The following is a 17,647-nucleotide window of genomic DNA, read 5'->3' as shown; positions in this document are numbered from 1 at the left end:
AGCGCAGGTGAGAAGCACTCCAGAACCCTGGTAATGTTCTCTCTGTCGCCGAGGGGGCGAGGAAAAAGCCCCCGAAGCACACACCCAGTCCGGGTGGCGGAATGGCAGACGCGCTAGCTTGAGGTGCTAGTGCCCTTTATCGGGCGTGGGGGTTCAAGTCCCCCCTCGGACACAGCCGAAATTCCCCGTGGAGGCCGAAAGGCTTCCACGGGGAATTTCGTTTTTCGGGCCGCCCCTTTCCCCTGGGCCGGCCCCGGTCGCCGTCCCTGGCCACCGCCCTCCCTGGCGCTGTGGCGTCCGTCTCCTCGCCGGTCCGCATCGGCCCGGACGCCGGACACGAGATGGCAACAATCGGATGGTTTGAGCTTCCTCTGAGGTTTTCGCCCCTTTTTGGACCTTAGGCTGCTCTCCGTTTGTCCGAAATACCGACGCAAAATCGCAAAAACACCGACACCACCCGATGAACCACGAGCGAGAGGACCGATACGTTGAGTGAGCCCGAATCGTCGACGGCATCACACCAGAACTACCGCCGATCGCTCGGAACGATCAGCCTGACCGCGGTCGGGCTGGGGTCGATCATCGGCTCCGGGTGGCTGTTCGGTGCCGAGCGGGCCGCCAAGCTCGCCGGACCCGCCTCGATCCTCGCCTGGGTGATCGGTGCCGCGGTGGCGCTGACCATCGCGCTCACCTACAGCGAGCTGGGCTCGATGTTCCCCAAGGCCGGCGGCATGGTCCGGTACGGCCAGTACTCGCACGGCTCGCTGGCCGGCTACCTGGCGGCCTGGGCCAACTGGATCGCCATCGTCTCGGTCATCCCGGGTGAGGCCACCGCCTCCGTGCAGTACATGAGCTCCTGGCACTTCGGCTGGGCGCAAGGGTTGTACGACGGCAAGGAGCTGACCCTCAGCGGCGTGGCGCTGGCCAGCGTGCTGCTGCTCGTCTACTTCGCCCTCAACTGGTTCGCGATCACGCTGTTCGCCAAGACCAACACCGCGATCACCGTCTTCAAGGTCGTCGTCCCGACGGTGACCGCCGGTGCGCTGCTCTTCGCGCACTTCGACTCGGCGCACTTCACCGACCACGGCGGCTTCGCGCCGAACGGCTGGAGCTCGGTGTTCACCGCCGTCGCGGTCTCCGGCATCGTCTGGGCCTTCAACGGCTTCCAGTCCCCGCTGAACCTGGCCGGCGAGGCCAAGAACCCCGGCAAGTCGCTGCCGAAGGCCGTCATCGGCTCGATCCTGATCGCCCTGGTGATCTACGTCGCGCTCCAGATCGCCTTCCTCGGCGCCATCCCGGGCGGCGACCTGGCGAACGGCTGGAGCAACCTCTCCTACACCTCGCCGCTGGCCGACCTGGCCATCGCCTGGGGCCTCAACTGGCTCGCGATCACGCTCTACGCGGACGCCTTCATCTCCCCCTCCGGCACCGGCATGATCTACGCCGCCACCACCTCGCGCATGATCCACGGCGTGCAGGAGAACGGCCACCTGCCGAAGATCTTCGGCAGGGTCGACGCCAAGACCGGCATCCCGCGCCCGGCGCTGGTGCTCAACCTGGTGGTCGCGTTCATGTTCCTCGCGGTCTTCCGCGGCTGGGGCTCGCTGGCCGAGATCGTCTCGGTGGCCACCGTGATCTCGTACATCACCGGCCCGGTCGCCGTGATGGCGCTGCGCCGCCTGGCCCCCGAGCTGCCGCGGCCGGTCCGGCTGCGCGCCATGCCGGTGATCGCCCCGATCGCGATGATCTTCGGCTCGCTGGTGCTCTACTGGGCCCGCTGGCCGCTCACCGGCAAGGTCATCCTGCTGATGGCCGCCGGCCTGCCGATCTGGGCCTGGTACGAGCTGCGCAAGCCGTTCGCCGTGCTGAAGCCGCACCTGAAGGCGGGCGCCTGGATGGTCGCGTACCTGTTCGTGATGGCCGGCGTCTCCTGGGCGGGCAGCGCCGACTTCGGCGGGCACGGCTACCTGCCGGAGGGCTGGGACCTGCTGATCGTCGCCGCGATCGGGCTGGCGTTCTACTACTGGGGCGTCGCCAGCGCCTGGGCCAACCCCTCGCTGGCCGCGGTCCGCGAGGAGATGCTGGAGGCCGAGGGCGCCGAGGCGGCGGAGCCGTCCCGGGTCTGATCCTCGTCACACGGTGAAGGGCCGGTCGGATTCCTCCGACCGGCCCTTCGGCGTCTCTCGCGGGAGTGTGCGTTCCGTCGCCGTGTGCGTGGAGCGCTCCGTTGGCGCGTGCGCGGTGCGCCTCGTTCCCGTCTGCGCGGTGCGCTTCGTTCCCGCGTGCGCGGTGCGCCTCGTTCCCGGTGTGCATCCATTCTGCCGTGGGCGGCACCCCCGGGTCACCGTCTTCGGGGATGATCTTCGTCGCGTTCTCCGCGCCTAGCGTGGTGGCGGGCGGTCCTCGGCAGGAGGGCCCGGCTACAGGGAGCGTCGTCGACGTGACGGAAGCACAGCGGTACGGTCAGGATCCGGCCCTCGCGCGGGAGCTGGTCGGGATGATGGCCGAGGACGGCGCGGCCGCCCGGCTGGCGAACAGCCCCGACCTGGCCGAGCAGGCGGCCTGGCGGCGGCTGACCGCCCGGCACGGGGACCGGCTCGCGGAGATCATGGCGGCGCACGGCTGGCCGACCGAGCGCGCCGTCGGCCCCGAGGCCGCCCGGGCGGCGTGGCTGGTGGCGCAGCACGCGGACCGGCAGCTCGACGTCCAGCGGCGGGCGGCGGCACTGATGGGCGAGGCCGTCGCCCGGGGTGAGGCGGGGGCCCGCGACCTGGCCTTCCTCCAGGACCGGCTGGCGGTCAACGAGGGCCGGGAGCAGCGCTACGGGACGCAGATCGGCGCGGTGGCGGACGGCCGCCCGGTGCCGTGGCCGTGCGAGGAGCCGGAGCGGCTGGACGAGCGGCGCGCGGAGGTGGGCATCGAGCCGTTCGACGAGTACACCGCGCGGTTCGCTCCGAAGTAACCGTCAGGTCCGCCGGTCGGGATTGACTCTTGCGCGCGGCCGCCCGGGCCGCATTGACTGACCTTCGGCTAGCGCTGCTAGTTGAAGGGCGGACGAGAGGACGATCGGTGCGGCAGTACGCGGAGTACAGCGACCAGTACATCGACGGCGAGTGGCGGCCCTCCGGGGACGCCGGGTCGATCACCGTACTGAACCCGGCGACCGAACAGGTGCTGGCCACCGTGCCGGCCGGCGGCACGACCGACGTCGACACGGCGGTGACGGCGGCCCGCCGGGCGGCCCGCGCCTGGGGCACGACCACCCCCGAGGAGCGGCTGGCGCTGCTGACCCGGCTGCGGGACGGGATCGCCGCCGCGCAGAACGAGATCACCGAGACGGTCGTCGCCGAGCTGGGCTCTCCGGTCGGCTTCGCCGGCGCCGTGCACGCCGGGCTGCCGCTCGCCGTGGCGACCTCCTACCTGACCCTGCTCGCCGAGCACCCCTTCGAGGAGCGGATCGGCAACTCGGTGGTGCACGCCGAGCCGGCCGGGGTGGTCGCGGCGATCACGCCGTGGAACTACCCGCTGCACCAGATCGTCGCCAAGACCGTCCCGGCCCTGGCGGCCGGCTGCCCGGTGGTCCTCAAGCCGGCCGAGGACACCCCGCTGGTGGCCCGGCTGTTCGCCCGGCTGGTGCACGCGGCCGGGTTCCCGGCGGGCGTCTTCAACCTGGTGACCGGCACCGGGGCGGTGGCGGGCGCGGCGCTCGTCGGGCACCGGGACGTGGACCTGGTCTCGTTCACCGGTTCCACCGCCGTCGGCCGGCAGGTCGCCGAGACGGCCGGCCGGGGGCTGAAGCGGGTCTCCCTGGAGCTGGGCGGCAAGTCGGCCAACGTGGTGCTGCCCGGCGCCGACCTGGCCCGGGCGGTCAAGGCGAACGTCGCCAACGTCTTCGCCAACTCGGGCCAGACCTGCAACGCGCTGACCCGCCTGCTGGTGCACGAGGACCAGTACGAGGAGGCGGTCGCCCGGGCCGAGGAGGTCGCCGCCCGGTACCGGCCGGGCGACCCGACCGACCCGCAGACCCGGATCGGCCCGCTGGTCAACGCCAGGCAGCTGGCCCAGGTGCGCGGCTACATCGACGGCGCGCTGGCCGAGGGCGCCCGGCTGGTCGTCGGCGGCTCCGAGCCGGTCACCGAACCCGCCACCGGCTACTACGTCCGCCCGACCGTGCTCGCCGACGTGACCCCGGAGATGACGGTGGCCCAGGAGGAGGTCTTCGGCCCGGTCCTGGCGATCCTCCGCTACCGCGACGAGGACCACGCCGCCGAACTCGCCAACGGCACCCCGTACGGTCTGGCCGGCGGCGTCTGGGCCCGCGACACCGACACCGCCGCCGCCTTCGCCCGCCGCCTCGACACCGGCCAGGTGGACCTCAACGGCGGCCGCTTCAACCCGCTCGCGCCCTTCGGCGGCTACAAGAGCTCCGGCCTCGGCCGTGAGCTGGGCCGGCACGGGCTGGAGGAGTTCCTGCAGTACAAGTCCCTGCAGTACTAGCGGACCCGGTGCACGGGGCGGGGGCCGACGGACGGCTGACGGCTGACGGCTGACGGCTGACGGCTGACAACTTTCAGCGAACAGATGACAGATGACAGATTTCGAAATCTGTCATCTGTTCGCCGTTCGCCGTCAGACCAGGTCGACGCCCGGGTAGAGCGGGTACGGGGCGAGCAGGTCGGCGGCGCGCTTGGCGGTGGCGTCGCGGAGGGCGGCGTCCAGGGTGTACGCGGCCTTGGACGGGGAGCCCTTGGCCGTGGTGGCGGGGGCGGTGGCGCGCAGGACGGTGTGGATCAGGTCGGCGATCTCGTCCATCTCGGCGGTGCCGAGGCCGCGGGTGGTGAGGGCCGGGGTGCCGAGGCGGACGCCCGAGGTGTACCAGGCGCCGTTCGGGTCCTGCGGGACGGAGTTGCGGTTGGTGACGATGCCCGAGTCGAGCAGCGCCGCCTCCGCCTGGCGGCCGGTCAGGCCGTAGCCGGAGACGTCGGCGAGGACCAGGTGGTTGTCGGTGCCGCCGGTGACCAGCTTCCCGCCGCGGCGCAGCAGGCCCTCGGCCAGTGCCTGGGCATTGGCGACGACGGCGCGGGCGTAGGCCTGGAACTCGGGGCGGCTGGCCTCGGCGAGGGCGACCGCCTTGGCGGCCATCACGTGGGAGAGCGGGCCCCCGAGCACCAGCGGGCAGCCGCGGTCGACGTGCTCGGCCAGTTCGGACTGGCACAGCACCATGCCGCCGCGCGGGCCGCGCAGGGACTTGTGGGTGGTCGTGGTGACGATGTGGGCGTGCGGGACCGGGTCGTGGTCGCCGGTCAGCACCTTGCCCGCGACCAGGCCGGCGAAGTGCGCCATGTCGACCATGAGGGTCGCGCCGACCTCGTCCGCGATCTCGCGCATCCGGCGGAAGTCCACCAGCCGCGGGTAGGCGGAGTAGCCGGCCACGATGATCAGCGGGCGGAACTCGCGGGCGGTCTCGCGCAGCGCGTCGTAGTCGATCAGGCCGGTGGCCGGGTCGGTGCCGTAGCTGCGCTGCTCGAACATCTTGCCCGAGATGTTGGGCCGGAAGCCGTGGGTGAGGTGGCCGCCGGTGTCCAGGGACATGCCGAGCATCCGCTGGTTGCCGAGCTCCTGGCGCAGCCGCGCCCAGTCCTCCTCGGTGAGGTCGTTGACGTTGCGCACCGCGGCGCGCTCCAGCGCCGGGCTCTCGACCCGCTGGGAGAGGACGGCCCAGAAGGCGGTGAGGTTGGCGTCGATGCCGGAGTGCGGCTGGACGTAGGCGTGGTCGGCGCCGAACAGCTCGCGGGCGTGCTCGGCGGCGATGCCCTCGACGGTGTCGACGTTGCGGCAGCCCGCGTAGAAGCGGCGGCCGACGGTGCCCTCGGCGTACTTGTCGCTGAGCCAGTTGCCCATCGTAAGCAGGACGGCCGGGGAGGCGTAGTTCTCGCTGGCGATGAGCTTGAGCGAGCCGCGCTGGTCCGCCAGCTCCTGTCCGATCGCGGCGGCGATCCGCGGTTCGACGCCGGCGACCACGTCGAGGGCGCTGCGGAAGGCGGTGTCGGCCGCGGCGGAGGCGGCGGTGTGGGGCTGCTGGGCCATGGCGGTCTCCTGGTGGGGATGCGGGGGCCCAGGCGCTCGGCAAGTTCACGTGAGGATTCACGGGGCCGCTTCCCGATGGTTGATTCCATCCCTACGCGCCAGTTGCGGCCCACCGGGATCGTACCAACACCGGAGGGACTGTGGCGGAGGTCTCAGAATGCGGAACGGGCAGTCCGTTTCAGCATGGTATGTCCGTTCTTTTGCAACGCGAGTGTTTCAGCGAAATGAAGCCGCCACATTTCCCGAAACAGTTCGAAAGGAATGACCCGAACGTCCGCCAAAGGTGATTTGCGGAACCTCGGACGCATCCGATCAAATGGCGCTCGAACAGCCGCCGGGAAACCCCCGGAGGCCGTACCGGAAATACACACCAGCGCACCCTCACCCATGGGGCGGCGGAGAATTCGGGGGTTACGCCTCATGGCAGTGGTCGACACCGTCCCAGGCACCGCGGCCGGGCCCGCGCCCGCCGCCGACCCCGGCCCGCTCCGCCGGATCCTGCGGGACCGGGTCGGCGCCTCCGCCCTGGCGGTGGTGGTGCTGTTCCTGCTGCTCGCCCTCGGCGCTCCGCTGGTCGCCGCGCTGTACGGGAAGAACCCGGTCGACCACTACGGCCAGAACGCTCCGGGCCTGCTCAGCGACAGCGGCCTGCCGATGCTGCCGAACGGCGGCATCTCCGGGGACTTCTGGTTCGGCCTGGAGCCCGGCCTCGGCCGGGACGTGTTCACCCAGCTGCTGTACGGCATCCGCACCTCGCTGCTGATCGCCTTCGCGGCCGCCGTGGTGACCACCACGCTGGGCGTGCTGGTCGGCGTCGCGGTCGGCTACCTCGGCGGGATCACCGACCGGTTGTTCGGATTCCTCGCCAATGTGTTGCTGGCCTTTCCCACGCTGCTCCTACTGCTCGCGCTCAGCCCGGTGATCCAGTCCCGGCTGGTCGACCCGGGCACCGCGGAACCGGAGTGGATGCAGTTCCTGGTGCTGATCCTGGTTTTCTCGGCGTTCGGCTGGATTCCGCTCGCGCTTTCCCTGCGGGCCACCGTCCGCTCGCTCCGGGAAAGGGATTTCGTGCACTCCGCGCGGGCCCAGGGCGCGAGCCGATTCCATGTCGTCGTCCACGAACTCCTGCCGAATGTGCGCTCGCAGCTGCTGGTGCACGCCACCATGGCGGTGCCGACCTTCGTCGCCTCCGAGGCCGCGCTGTCCTTCCTCGGCGTCGGCGTCACCGAGCCGGTCCCGGACTGGGGGCGGATGATCGCGCGCGGCTCCGAGGTCTTCCAGGCCGACCCCACCTACATGGTGTTCCCCGGTGTGGCGCTGCTGCTGTTCGTCATCGCCTTCAACCTGCTCGGCGACGCCGTCCGGGACGCGCTGGACCCGCGCGCCGGCACTGCCCGCTGAAGCCCCTCGGCCCTTCCGAAGCCGTTTCTTCTCGCCGCTCCCAAGACCCTTCACCCCTCCCCACCATCACCCGAGCCCGTCCCGGCACGACCGCCGGGGCAAGGAGAGATTCGCCATGCGCTGGACCAGACCGTCCCTCGCCGTCATCGCCACCGCCCTGCTGGCGACCTCCTGCTCGGCCGGCGCGGGCAGCACCACCGGCTCCGGCGGCGCCGGGGCCTCCGCCAAGGAGACCTCCCCGCTGACCGCCGTGCTCGGCAGCGAGCAGGAGAGCGCCGGCCCCGCCCCGGCCGTCCCGGGCGCCCGTGCGGGCGGCACCGTGAACGTGTACAACAGCGTCGAGTTCCGCCACCTCGACCCGCAGAAGGTCTACGCGGGCGCCACCTACAACGCCTCGCTGCTCTGGGGCCGCCAGCTGACCCAGTACCAGGTCGTGGACGGCAAGGCCAAGCTGGTCGGCGACCTGGCCACCGACACCGGCACCCCGGCCGACGGCGGGCGCACCTGGACGTACAAGCTCAAGCAGGGCGTCGCCTGGGAGGACGGGCAGCCGATCACCGCCCAGGACGTCAAGTACGGCATCGAGCGCACCTTCGGCAAGGGCTACGAGGTCGGCCCGCCGTACTGGCCGCAGTGGCTCACGGGCGAGGCCAGCTACGAGGCGGCGCGCGCCAAGTACGCGGGCCCGCAGGCCGGCGACCTCGACGCGATCGAGACGCCGGACGAGCGCACCCTCGTCTTCCACTTCCCCCAGCCGCAGGCCGACGTCCCGTACATGGCCGCGCAGTCCTCCTCCTCCCCGGTGCGCCGGGACAAGGACACCGGGACGGACTACGACCGCCTGCCGTTCGCGACCGGCCCGTACAAGATCGTCGAGCACGTCCAGAACACCCGCATGGTGCTGGAGCGCAACCCGGCCTGGAAGCCCGAGACGGACCCGATCCGCAGCCAGTACCCGGAGAAGTTCGTCTTCACGTACGGCAAGGAGGCGCTCAACCTCAACCAGGAGATCCTCTCCGGGCGGGACGGCGGCGCCAACGCCACCACCGCGGCCGACACCCTCTCCGCCGAGCTGTACCAGACCACCGACACCGACCCGAAGGCCAAGGAGCTGGTGGTCTCCGGCCGGCAGGGCGCCTTCGTCACCCAGCTGATGATCAACAACCAGCGGGTGTCGGACGTCGAGGTCCGCAAGGCGCTGCACCTGGCCTACCCGCGCCAGCAGGCCCGCCAGGTCCAGGGCGGCGCCCGGACCGGCGAACTGGCCACCACGCTCAGCTCGCCCGCGCTGATCGACTGGCAGAAGTACGACCTCTACCCGGTCAAGCCCGAGGGCGACCCGGAGGCCGCCAAGGCCCAGCTCGCCAAGGCCAAGCAGGCGCCCGGCAGCCTGACCTACGCGTACCGGAACACCCCGACCGGGCAGCGCGTCGCCCAGGTGCTGGTCGAGGGCTTCGGCAAGGCGGGCATCACCGTCGTGCCCAAGCCGATCGACCCCAAGGCCTTCCTCGACGAGGTGCACCGCGACGGCGCCCCGTACGACCTGTTCGAGGAGACCAGCTCGGTCGACTGGCCGACCCCGTCCACCCTGATCCCGTTCTCCTTCGACGGCCGGGCCGGCAGCGACATCAACTCCGCGCTCTACCGCAACCCGGAGGTCGACAAGGAGATCGACCGGATCAACCAGATCGGCGAGCCGCGCGCCAAGGCCAAGGAGCTGTACGCGCTGGAGCAGACCGTGATGAAGGACGTGCCGGTGCTGCCGTTCGCCTACCCGACGGTCAACCAGCTGCGCGGCAGCAACGTCGGCGGGGCGTTCATCCACCCGATCTACGGGACCGTCTCGCTGGCCTGGCTGTACCTGAAGTCCTGAGCCGACCGGGGCCCGCTCCCGCCGCCCGTGCGCGGTGGCGGGGGCGGGCCCCGGTTCCGCCTCCGGTTCCGGTTCCGGTTCCGCCTCCGGTTCCGTCTCCGTTTTGCACGCCTCCCCCGTCACGTCGACCCCGGATCGGCCATGCTCTCCTTCGTCCTGCGGCGGACCGCCCAGGCCCTCGCGGTCCTGGTCGCGGTCTCCGCCGCCGCCTTCGCCCTCTTCTACGCCGCGCCCGCCGACCCGGCCCGCGCCGCCTGCGGCCCGCGCTGCGACAGCGGGCAGGTCGCGGCGGTGCGCCAGAGCATGGGCCTGGACCAGCCGCTGCTCACCCAGTACACCGACTACCTGGCCGGGGTCGTCGCCGGGCGGGACATCGGCGACGTGGACGGCTCGACCATCCACTGCGACGCCCCCTGCCTCGGCTACTCCTACCGGCTGCACCAGCCGGTCAGCGAGGCCCTCGCCGACCACCTGCCGGTCACCCTCTCGCTGACCGCCGGGGCGCTCGCCGTCCTGCTGGTGTTCGGCCTCGGCACCGGGTTCGTCTCCGCGCTGCGGCACGGGCGGCGGACCGACCGGCTGCTGTCCGGCTTCACCCTGGTCGGCGCCAGCCTGCAGATCTACTTCCTCGGGTACGTCGCGCAGTGGCTGCTGGTCTACTCCACCGGGCTGCTGCCGCTGCCCTCCTACACCCCGCCGGCCGACGACCTGGCCGCCTGGGCGGGCGGGATGCTGCTCCCCTGGTTCGTCCTCGGCTTCGTCAACTCCGCGGTGTTCGCCCGGCTTTCGCGCTCGCAGCTGCTGGAGACGATGAACGAGGAGTACGTCCGCACGGCCCGCGGCAAGGGCCTGGGACGGCTGCGCGCCCACCTCAAGTACACCTCGCGCGGCGCCGCCGGACCGCTGGTGCAGCTGATCGGGCTGGAGGCCGGGGTGCTGCTCGGCGGAGCCGTGATCACCGAGACGGTGTTCGGGCTGAACGGGGTCGGGCGGTTCGCCGCCGAGGCCGTCGCCGGGCAGGACCTGCCCGCCGTGGTCGGCGCGGTGCTGCTGGCCGCCTGCTTCATGGTGCTGTTCGTCGCGCTGGCCGACCTCGCGGTCGCCTGGCTCGACCCGCGTGTCCGGCTGAACTGATGGGGAGCCCTTCGATGAATTCCACTGTTCCGGGGGCCGGCGTGCGGACCGCAGAGGTGGAGAGCACGGCGGCGGAGACCGTCGAGCCGGTGCTGAGCGTCCGCGATCTGACCGTCTCCTTCGCCGACCCGCGCGGCGGTGCGCCGGTGACCGCCGTCCAGGGCCTCTCCTTCGACCTCGCCCCGGGTGAAGTCCTGGGCCTGGTCGGCGAGTCCGGCTCCGGCAAGTCGACCGTCGGGCTCGCCGTCCTCGGCCTGCACGACCCGCGCACCACCACCGTCACCGGCTCGATCCGGCTCGACGGGCAGGAGGTCGTCGGCACCGAGGAGTCCGCGCTGCGCGGGGTGCGGGGCGGAAAGGCGGCGCTGGTCTTCCAGGACGCGCTCACCTCGCTCAGCCCCTTCCACGGCGTGGGCGCCCAGCTCGCCGAGATGTACCGGCTGCACCACCCCGGCACGGGCCGGGCCGAGGCGGGCCGGCGGGCGGCCGAGATGCTCGACCGGGTCGGCATCCCGACGGCCCGGACGCGCGACTACCCGCACCAGTTCTCCGGCGGCATGCGCCAGCGCGTGATGATCGCGATGGCGCTGATGAACGACCCCCGGCTGCTCATCGCGGACGAGCCGACCACCGCCCTGGACGCCCGCGTCCAGCGGCAGGTCCTCGACCTGCTCGGCGAGTTGCAGCGCGAGCACGGGACGGCGGTGCTGCTGGTCAGCCACGACCTGGGCGTGGTCGCCGGGACGACGGACCGCACGCTGGTGCTGCGCGGCGGGGTCGAGGTCGAGTCCGCGCCGACCGCCGAACTGCTGGCCGCACCGCGCGAGCCGTACACCCGGGCGCTGGTGGGCGCGGCGCTCCGGCTGGACTCGGTGCCGGGCACCGCCCTGCCGACGGTCGACGAGCCGGCCCCGTCGCGGACGTTCCGGCCGCGGACCGTCGAGCGCCCCGAGCGGTGGCTGGTCGAGGTGGACGACCTGTCCGTGCGCTTCCCCGGGCGCCGGCGCTTCCCCGGCCTGCGGGCCGAACCGGTCCGGGCGGTCGAGGGCGTCGGCCTGCGGATCGCGCCCGGCGAGACGCTCGGGCTGGTCGGCGAGTCCGGCTCCGGCAAGTCCACCACCTCACGGGTCCTGGCCGGACTGCAACGCCCCACCGGCGGCAGGGTGCTGTACGACGGCCAGGACGTCACCCGACCGGACCGGGAGCTGCGGAAGCGGCTCAGCCGGGAGATCCAGCTGGTCTTCCAGGACCCGTACGCCTCGCTCAACCCGCGCCGGACCGTCGCCCAGACCCTGGACACCCCGCTGCGCCTGCACACCCCGCTGGACCAGGCCGAACGGCGGGAGCGCTCCGCCGAGTTGCTGGAGCAGGTCGGCCTGGAGGCCCGGCACCTGGACCGCTACCCGCACGAGTTCTCCGGCGGGCAGCGCCAGCGGATCGGCATCGCCCGCGCGCTGGCCCCGCAGCCGCGCCTGATCATCGCCGACGAGCCGGTCTCCGCGCTCGACGTGTCGGTGCAGGCCCAGGTGCTCAACCTGCTGATGGAGCTGCGCGAACGGCTCGGTGTCGCCTTCCTGTTCGTCTCCCACGACCTCGCGGTGGTCCGGCACTTCTGCGACCGGGTGGCGGTGATGCACCGGGGACGGCTGGTCGAGTCCACCGACCGGGACCAGTTGTTCGCGGCGCCGCACACCGAGTACACGAGGGAACTGCTGGCCGCGGTGCACTGAGGTGACCGATGATCATCGAGGCCCGGCGGGTGAAGCAGCAGGTCGTTCGGCTGCGCCGGTCCGGTTCGAGGCGCTAGCGTGCAGGCGATGTGACGTAGGAGACCCGGGCAAGGAATCACCAATCGAGGGGGCACTTTTGTCGGACGACCTGCTCATCGCAAAGATCAATCACGGCTTCGATCACCTCGACGCCGACGGCGACGGGCTGCTCACCGAGCGGGACCACGTCCTGATGGGCCTCTCGGTGGCCCGCTCGCTCGGCCACCAGGAGGGCTCCGAGGCGGAGGCCGTGATAGTCCGGGCCTACCTGACGACCTGGCACGACCTGCACCTCGCCCGGCTGCCCGCCGGCACCGAGGCGATCACCCGGCAGCAGTTCGTCGCCTCGACCGGCTCGCTCGCCGACGACCCGGAGGCCGCCCAGGAGATCCTCGGCGCGCTCGCCGGGGCCTTCCTCTCCGTCGCCGACGCCGACCGCAGCGGGACGGTGGACGCCGGCGAGTTCTTCGTCTTCCAGCGCGGCCACTTCGCCGGCCTGTCCCGCGACGACGCCGACGAGGCCTTCCGCCACCTCGACACCGACGGCGACGGCGTGCTCTCCGCGGCCGAGTTCACCAACGCGATCGTCGAGTTCTGGACCAGCCGCGACCCGGACGCGCCCGGCAACTGGTGGACGGGCAAACCTCCGTACGCCTTCTGAGCCGTACGTCCTCGGTGGTCCGCCCCCGCGAGCCGGAAGCGCGGGGGCGGACCACCGAGGACGTCTTCGGGCGTGCGGACGTCGTGCTCAGCTACGGGCGGACGGCCCCTTCACCGACCGGGACGGATCGACCGGATCGGCCGTTTCCGCTGGACGGGCTCGGCTCCCGGCGCTCGATGAGCGGCCCGGACGCCGGCTGACGCTCACCACCAGGCAGACGCCCGCCACCACGATCGCGCCGCCCGCGAGGGTCGGGCCGGTCAGCGGCTCGGCCAGGATCAGCCAGCCCAGCAGCACCGCGACCACCGGGTTCACGTACGCGTACGTGGCCACCAGGGTCAGCGGGGCGGAGCGCAGCAGCCAGGCGTACGCGGTGAAGGCGAGCAGCGAACCGAACACCACCAGGTAGGCGAGGGCCAGCCAGGACCGGCCGGAGACCGCCCCGAGGTCCACCCCGTGCTGCTCGCCGCGGCCCACTCCGACCAGCAGGTCGCCGAGGCCGCCGGCCAGCATCTGGTAGGCGCTCGCGGCGAGCACGTTGCCGGGCATCGGGATCTTCTTGCTCACGAAGGAGCCGGTCGCCCAGAGCAGGGTGGCGCCGATGATCAGGATCACGCCGCCCGGCTCGATCGACCCGCCGATCGCGGGGGCAGACAGGACTCCGAGGCCGACCAGTCCGAGCAGCACCCCGGCCAGCTCGGCGGGCTTCGGGCGATCGCCTCCGAACGCCGTCAGCACCACCATCCACAGCGGGACCGCGGCCACCAGCAGGGCCGCCAGGCCGGAGGGGACGGAGGTCTCGCCCAGGACCACCAGTCCGTTGCCGCCGGTCAGCAGCAGCAGCCCGACCAGGACGGAGGAGGCCAGCTGGCGCCGGGTCACCTTCAGACCGGCCGGGCCCTGGCGCACCAGGAGGTAGCCGGCCAGCAGCAGGCCGGCGGTGAGGAAGCGGGCGCTGGCGGAGAGGAAGGAGGGCATCGTCTCGACCGCGACCCGGATCGCCAGGTAGGTCGATCCCCAGACGATGTAGACCACGAGGAGGGCCAGCCAGACCGCGCCGCCGAGGCGGGGGACGGGGCTCGCCCCGGCCTTGGCCCCGGTATCGGTCCTGGCTTCGGTCTTGGCTTCGGTCTTGGCTTCGGTCTTGGCTTCGGTCTTGGCTTCGGTCTTGGCTTCGGCTCCGGCCTTGGTGGTGGCGGGGGTGTCGGGGGCTGAGCCGGGGGTCGCGGCCGGTTGGGAGGGTGAAGCGGGCGGTGTCATGTGTGTCCCCCTTGGACGGTACTGGCCGAACATCCGACATGACAGCGCATGGACGGCCCGGTGCGCCAGTCGGTATCAGGAATCGGACCGCGGGACGTACCGTGAACGCTCCCCAGCGAGGAGGTCGAACCCGTGTCCGCATCCGAGGAGGCCCTGCCGTTCTTCGTGTACGGCACCCTGCGCAGCGGCGGCCGCAATCATGCCGTCCACCTGGCCGGGCGCTGCGCCGACGTCCGCCCGGCCGTACTGGAGGGCGCCGCACTGCACGAGGGCCCCGGCTTCCCGTACGCGGTGCCGGACCCGGCGCCCGGACGTCGGATCGTGGGTGAGCTCGTCACCGTACGCCCTGGCGCGTACGCCGGAGCCCTGGAGGCCCTGGACCGGCTGGAGGAGTGCCGGGCCGACGGGACCGGGCTGTACGTCCGGCGGCGGATGACGGTGCGGACCGCGACGGGCGAGCCGCGGGCGGCCTGGGTCTACCTCGCCGGGCCGAGGGCCGAGGCGCGCTTGCGGGAGCGGCCGGCACTGATCGAGTCGGGGGACTGGGGAGCGGGTGGGGGACAGACCGCCAGGTAGGCTGCCCCGGCCAGTCAGATTTCCCACTCATTGGCCCATTCGAACGACGAGGAGCCACCCGGTGCCCGAGCTGCCACCCCCGATCACCGTCGTCGGGATCGGGGCCGACGGCTGGCCCGGCCTCGCCGTCGGCTCCCGGGCCGTGCTGCGGGAGGCCGAGGTCGTCGTCGGCGGCCCCCGCCAGCTGGACCTGCTCCCCCGCGACGAGGTCGCCGCCGAGCGCGTCCCCTGGCCGTCCCCGCTGCGCCCCGCCGTCCCCGGGCTGCTCGCCGCCCACGCCGGCCGCCGCACCGCCGTCCTGGCCAGCGGCGACCCGATGTTCTACGGCATCGGCCGCACCCTCGCCGAGACCGTCGGCGCCGAGCGCCTGCGCGTCCTGCCGCACCCCTCCTCCGTCTCCTACGCCTGCGCCCGGCTCGGCTGGCCGCTGGAGGCCACCGAGGTCGTCAGCCTGGTCGGCCGACCGCTGGACACCCTCTCCCTCGCCCTCCACCCCGGCCGCCGCCTGCTGGTGCTCGGCGCCGACTCCGCCACCCCGGCCGCCGTCGCCGAACTGCTCACCGCCCGCGGCTACGGCACCGCCCGCCTGCGGGTCCTCGAACAGCTCGGCGCCCCGGCCGAACGCCACCTGGACGGCCCCGCCGACGGCTGGCCGCACCCGCCCGGCGACCCGCTGAACGTCATCGCCGTCGACCTCGGCGACGGCCCCCGCACCTCCCTCGTCCCCGGTCTGCCCGACACCGCGTACGAGAGCGACGGCCAGCTCACCAAGCGCCACGTCCGCGCCGCGACCCTCGCCACGCTCGCCCCCTCCCCCGGAGAACTGCTCTGGGACGTCGGCGGCGGCTCCGGCTCGATCGCCATCGAGTGGCTGCGCGCCCACCGCGACTGCCGGGCCGTCAGCGTCGAACGCGACCCGGTGAGGGCCGAGCGGATCACCCGCAACGCCGCCGCACTCGGCGTGCCCCGACTCCGGGTGGCGACCGGACCCGCCCCCGCCGCGCTCGCCGGACTCCCCGCCCCCGACGCCGTGTTCATCGGCGGCGGCCTCACCGCGCCCGGCCTGCTGGAGAGTTGCTGGGCCGCGCTGCGCCCCGGCGGCCGGATCGTCGCCAACACCGTGACGCTGGAGTCCGAGGCGCTGCTCACCGAGTGGTACCGGCGCCACGGCGGGGAGCTCGTCAAACTCGCCGTCGCCCACGCCGTCCCCGTGGGCGGCTTCACCGGCTGGCGGCAGGCCATGCCGGTCACCCAGTGGTCCGCCGTCAAGCCCGACGCCCGTGCCGCCGAGGCCCGCACCACCGAAGCCCGCGCCGCCGAAGCCCGCACGTCCGACAACCCCCTTCAGGAGAACGCCTCGTGACCGTCCACTTCATCGGAGCCGGCCCGGGCGCCGCCGACCTGATCACCCTGCGCGGCCAGCGCATCCTGGCCCGCGCCGAGGTCTGCCTGTACGCGGGCAGCCTCGTCCCGCGCGAACTGCTGGACGAGTGCCCGCCCGGCGCCCGGCTGATCGACACCGCGCAGCTCAACCTGGACCAGATCACCGCCGAGCTGGTCGCCGCGCACGAGGCCGGCCAGGACGTGGCCCGGCTGCACTCCGGCGACCCGTCCGTCTTCTCCGCCGTCGCCGAGCAGATGCGCCGCCTGGACGCGGCCGGCGTGCCCTACGAGGTGGTCCCCGGCGTGCCCGCCTTCGCCGCCGCCGCGGCCGCGCTGAAGCGGGAGCTGACCGTCCCGACCGTCGGCCAGACCGTCATCCTCACCCGGATCGCCAAGCGCGCCACCCCGATGCCCGAGGGCGAGGACCTCGCCACCCTCGGCCGCAGCGGCGCCCTGCTGGTGCTGCACCTGGCCGCCGGGTACGTGGACGACGTGGTCGAGCAGCTGCTCCCGCACTACGGCGCCGACTGCCCGGTCGCCGTCGTCGCGATGGCCAGCCGCCCCGACGAGCTGGTGCTGCGCGGCACCGTCGGCGACATCGCCGAGCAGGTCAAGGCCGCGGGCGTGGTCCGCACCGCCGTCATCATCGTCGGCCGCACCCTGGCCGCCGAGCAGTTCCGCGACAGCCACCTCTACTCGGCGGACCGCGAGCGCCCGCACGAGCCCTGCGGGGCGTGATGCGACACGTCCTGGTCCTCGGCGGGACCACCGAGGGGCGGACGCTGGCCGCCGAACTCGCCCCCACCGCCCTCCGGGTCACCAGCTCGCTGGCCGGCCGGGTCGCCCGACCCCGGCTGCCCGCCGGGGAGGTGCGGATCGGCGGCTTCGGCGGACCGGAGGGCCTGGCCGACTGGCTGCGCACGGAACGCGTGGACGCGGTGGTGGACGCCACCCACCCGTTCGCCGCCGGCATCTCGCACAACGCCGCCCTCGCGGCCGCCGCCACCGGCGTCCCCCTGCTGGTGCTGCGCCGCCCCGGCTTCACCCGCGTCGACGGGGACCACTGGCTCCCCGCCCCCTCGCTCGCCGCAGCCGCCGAACTGCTGCCCCGGCGCGGGGAACGGGTCTTCCTCACCATCGGCCGGCAGGGCGTCGCCGCCTTCGCCCACCTCGACGGCGTCCACTTCCTCGCCCGCTCGGTGGACCCGCCCGAGCCCCCGCTGCCGCCCTCGTTCGAAGTCCTGCTGGACCGCGGCCCGTTCACGATCGAGGGCGAGGAGGCGCTGCTGCGCAGGCACGACATCGACGTCCTGGTCACCAAGGACAGCGGCGGCGCCGCGACCGCCCCCAAACTGACCGCCGCCCGCGGACTGGGCCTGCCCGTCATCATCGTGGAACGCCCGCCCGTACCCGAAGGCGTCCCCGTCGCACCCGACGTCCCGGGCGCACTGCGCTGGCTTGAGCACCTGGGCTAGGAGCGGGGAAATTGGGCGGCGGGCCCGT

14 protein-coding genes, 1 tRNA gene and 1 riboswitch are annotated in these 17,647 nt (G+C 72.9%); of the genes, 13 read left to right on the top strand and 2 right to left on the bottom strand.

Annotated features, from left to right (window positions below; all coding sequences use genetic code 11):
- The first annotated feature begins 87 nt into the window (after positions 1–87).
- The 4 genes from AMK13_RS26600 to AMK13_RS26585 all read left to right on the top strand — a co-directional run bounded on the left by AMK13_RS26600 (position 88) and on the right by AMK13_RS26585 (position 4,497).
- Positions 88–172: transfer RNA gene (locus tag AMK13_RS26600), tRNA-Leu, on the top strand.
- Between the two features lie 316 nt (positions 173–488).
- Positions 489–2,126, top strand: coding sequence for an APC family permease (locus tag AMK13_RS26595; RefSeq protein WP_074004361.1), 1,638 nt, complete (start codon positions 489–491; stop codon positions 2,124–2,126).
- Positions 2,127–2,497: 371 nt separating this feature from the next.
- Complete coding sequence (locus AMK13_RS26590) at positions 2,498–2,962, top strand: DUF6624 domain-containing protein (RefSeq protein ID WP_074004455.1); 465 nt, start codon at positions 2,498–2,500, stop codon at positions 2,960–2,962.
- A gap of 107 nt (positions 2,963–3,069) precedes the next feature.
- Positions 3,070–4,497, top strand: a complete 1,428-nt coding sequence (locus AMK13_RS26585; RefSeq protein WP_074004360.1) for an aldehyde dehydrogenase family protein — start codon at positions 3,070–3,072, stop codon at positions 4,495–4,497.
- Between the two features lie 132 nt (positions 4,498–4,629).
- On the opposite strand, the gene AMK13_RS26580 is transcribed toward AMK13_RS26585, so the two are convergent.
- Positions 4,630–6,087, bottom strand: coding sequence for a glycine hydroxymethyltransferase (locus AMK13_RS26580; RefSeq protein ID WP_074004359.1), 1,458 nt, complete (start codon positions 6,085–6,087; stop codon positions 4,630–4,632).
- 19 nt (positions 6,088–6,106) lie between these two features.
- Positions 6,107–6,203, bottom strand: a riboswitch (ZMP/ZTP riboswitch).
- Between the two features lie 304 nt (positions 6,204–6,507).
- Between AMK13_RS26580 and AMK13_RS26575 the strand changes: the two genes are divergently transcribed.
- The 5 genes from AMK13_RS26575 to AMK13_RS26555 all read left to right on the top strand — a co-directional run bounded on the left by AMK13_RS26575 (position 6,508) and on the right by AMK13_RS26555 (position 12,925).
- A complete protein-coding gene (locus AMK13_RS26575; RefSeq protein WP_074004358.1) occupies positions 6,508–7,488 on the top strand; it encodes an ABC transporter permease in 981 nt (326 codons plus the stop codon).
- A gap of 115 nt (positions 7,489–7,603) precedes the next feature.
- Positions 7,604–9,361, top strand: coding sequence for an ABC transporter substrate-binding protein (locus AMK13_RS26570; RefSeq protein WP_074004357.1), 1,758 nt, complete (start codon positions 7,604–7,606; stop codon positions 9,359–9,361).
- A gap of 141 nt (positions 9,362–9,502) precedes the next feature.
- On the top strand, positions 9,503–10,495 hold the full coding sequence (locus AMK13_RS26565) for an ABC transporter permease (protein WP_049649815.1): 993 nt from the start codon (positions 9,503–9,505) through the stop codon (positions 10,493–10,495).
- A gap of 14 nt (positions 10,496–10,509) precedes the next feature.
- The gene (locus AMK13_RS26560; RefSeq protein ID WP_107418850.1) at positions 10,510–12,225 is read left to right on the top strand and encodes a dipeptide ABC transporter ATP-binding protein; all 1,716 of its coding nucleotides are present in this window, start codon (positions 10,510–10,512) and stop codon (positions 12,223–12,225) included.
- A gap of 136 nt (positions 12,226–12,361) precedes the next feature.
- Entirely contained in the window at positions 12,362–12,925 is a 564-nt protein-coding gene (locus AMK13_RS26555) for an EF-hand domain-containing protein (RefSeq protein WP_049649817.1), read from the top strand.
- 87 nt (positions 12,926–13,012) lie between these two features.
- Here the strand turns inward: AMK13_RS26555 and AMK13_RS26550 are convergent, their stop codons facing one another.
- Positions 13,013–14,185, bottom strand: coding sequence for an EamA family transporter (locus AMK13_RS26550; RefSeq protein WP_074004355.1), 1,173 nt, complete (start codon positions 14,183–14,185; stop codon positions 13,013–13,015).
- A gap of 132 nt (positions 14,186–14,317) precedes the next feature.
- On the opposite strand from AMK13_RS26550, the gene AMK13_RS26545 reads away from it, so the two are divergent.
- From AMK13_RS26545 to AMK13_RS26530, 4 genes are all read left to right on the top strand, one after another.
- Positions 14,318–14,761, top strand: a complete 444-nt coding sequence (locus tag AMK13_RS26545) for a gamma-glutamylcyclotransferase family protein (protein ID WP_079272471.1) — start codon at positions 14,318–14,320, stop codon at positions 14,759–14,761.
- Positions 14,762–14,822: 61 nt separating this feature from the next.
- On the top strand, positions 14,823–16,124 hold the full coding sequence (gene cbiE, locus AMK13_RS26540) for a precorrin-6y C5,15-methyltransferase (decarboxylating) subunit CbiE (protein WP_241853034.1): 1,302 nt from the start codon (positions 14,823–14,825) through the stop codon (positions 16,122–16,124).
- Positions 16,121–16,882 carry a precorrin-4 C(11)-methyltransferase gene (cobM, locus tag AMK13_RS26535; RefSeq protein WP_074004354.1) on the top strand — a complete coding sequence of 254 codons (762 nt, stop codon included), beginning with the start codon at positions 16,121–16,123 and terminating at the stop codon, positions 16,880–16,882. The genes cbiE and cobM overlap by 4 nt, the downstream gene beginning before the upstream one ends.
- A complete protein-coding gene (locus AMK13_RS26530) occupies positions 16,882–17,619 on the top strand; it encodes a cobalt-precorrin-6A reductase (protein WP_074004353.1) in 738 nt (245 codons plus the stop codon). Before cobM ends, AMK13_RS26530 begins: the two co-directional genes overlap by 1 nt.
- Positions 17,620–17,647 lie beyond the last annotated feature (28 nt).

This window comes from Streptomyces sp. CB02056 (genome assembly GCF_001905545.1).
Classification (GTDB): domain Bacteria; phylum Actinomycetota; class Actinomycetes; order Streptomycetales; family Streptomycetaceae; genus Kitasatospora.
Note: the sequence above shows the minus strand (reverse complement) of the source record. Positions and strands in the feature narration are given on the sequence as shown.

Coding starts and splice junctions, on each gene's coding strand:
- AMK13_RS26590 (WP_074004455.1), top strand. CDS start 2,498: ATGATGGCCGAGGACGGCGCGGCCGCCCGGCTGGCGAACAGCCCCGAC.
- AMK13_RS26580 (WP_074004359.1), bottom strand. CDS start 6,087: ATGGCCCAGCAGCCCCACACCGCCGCCTCCGCCGCGGCCGACACCGCC.
- AMK13_RS26575 (WP_074004358.1), top strand. CDS start 6,508: ATGGCAGTGGTCGACACCGTCCCAGGCACCGCGGCCGGGCCCGCGCCC.
- AMK13_RS26570 (WP_074004357.1), top strand. CDS start 7,604: ATGCGCTGGACCAGACCGTCCCTCGCCGTCATCGCCACCGCCCTGCTG.
- AMK13_RS26565 (WP_049649815.1), top strand. CDS start 9,503: ATGCTCTCCTTCGTCCTGCGGCGGACCGCCCAGGCCCTCGCGGTCCTG.
- AMK13_RS26560 (WP_107418850.1), top strand. CDS start 10,510: ATGAATTCCACTGTTCCGGGGGCCGGCGTGCGGACCGCAGAGGTGGAG.
- AMK13_RS26550 (WP_074004355.1), bottom strand. CDS start 14,185: ATGACACCGCCCGCTTCACCCTCCCAACCGGCCGCGACCCCCGGCTCA.
- AMK13_RS26530 (WP_074004353.1), top strand. CDS start 16,882: ATGCGACACGTCCTGGTCCTCGGCGGGACCACCGAGGGGCGGACGCTG.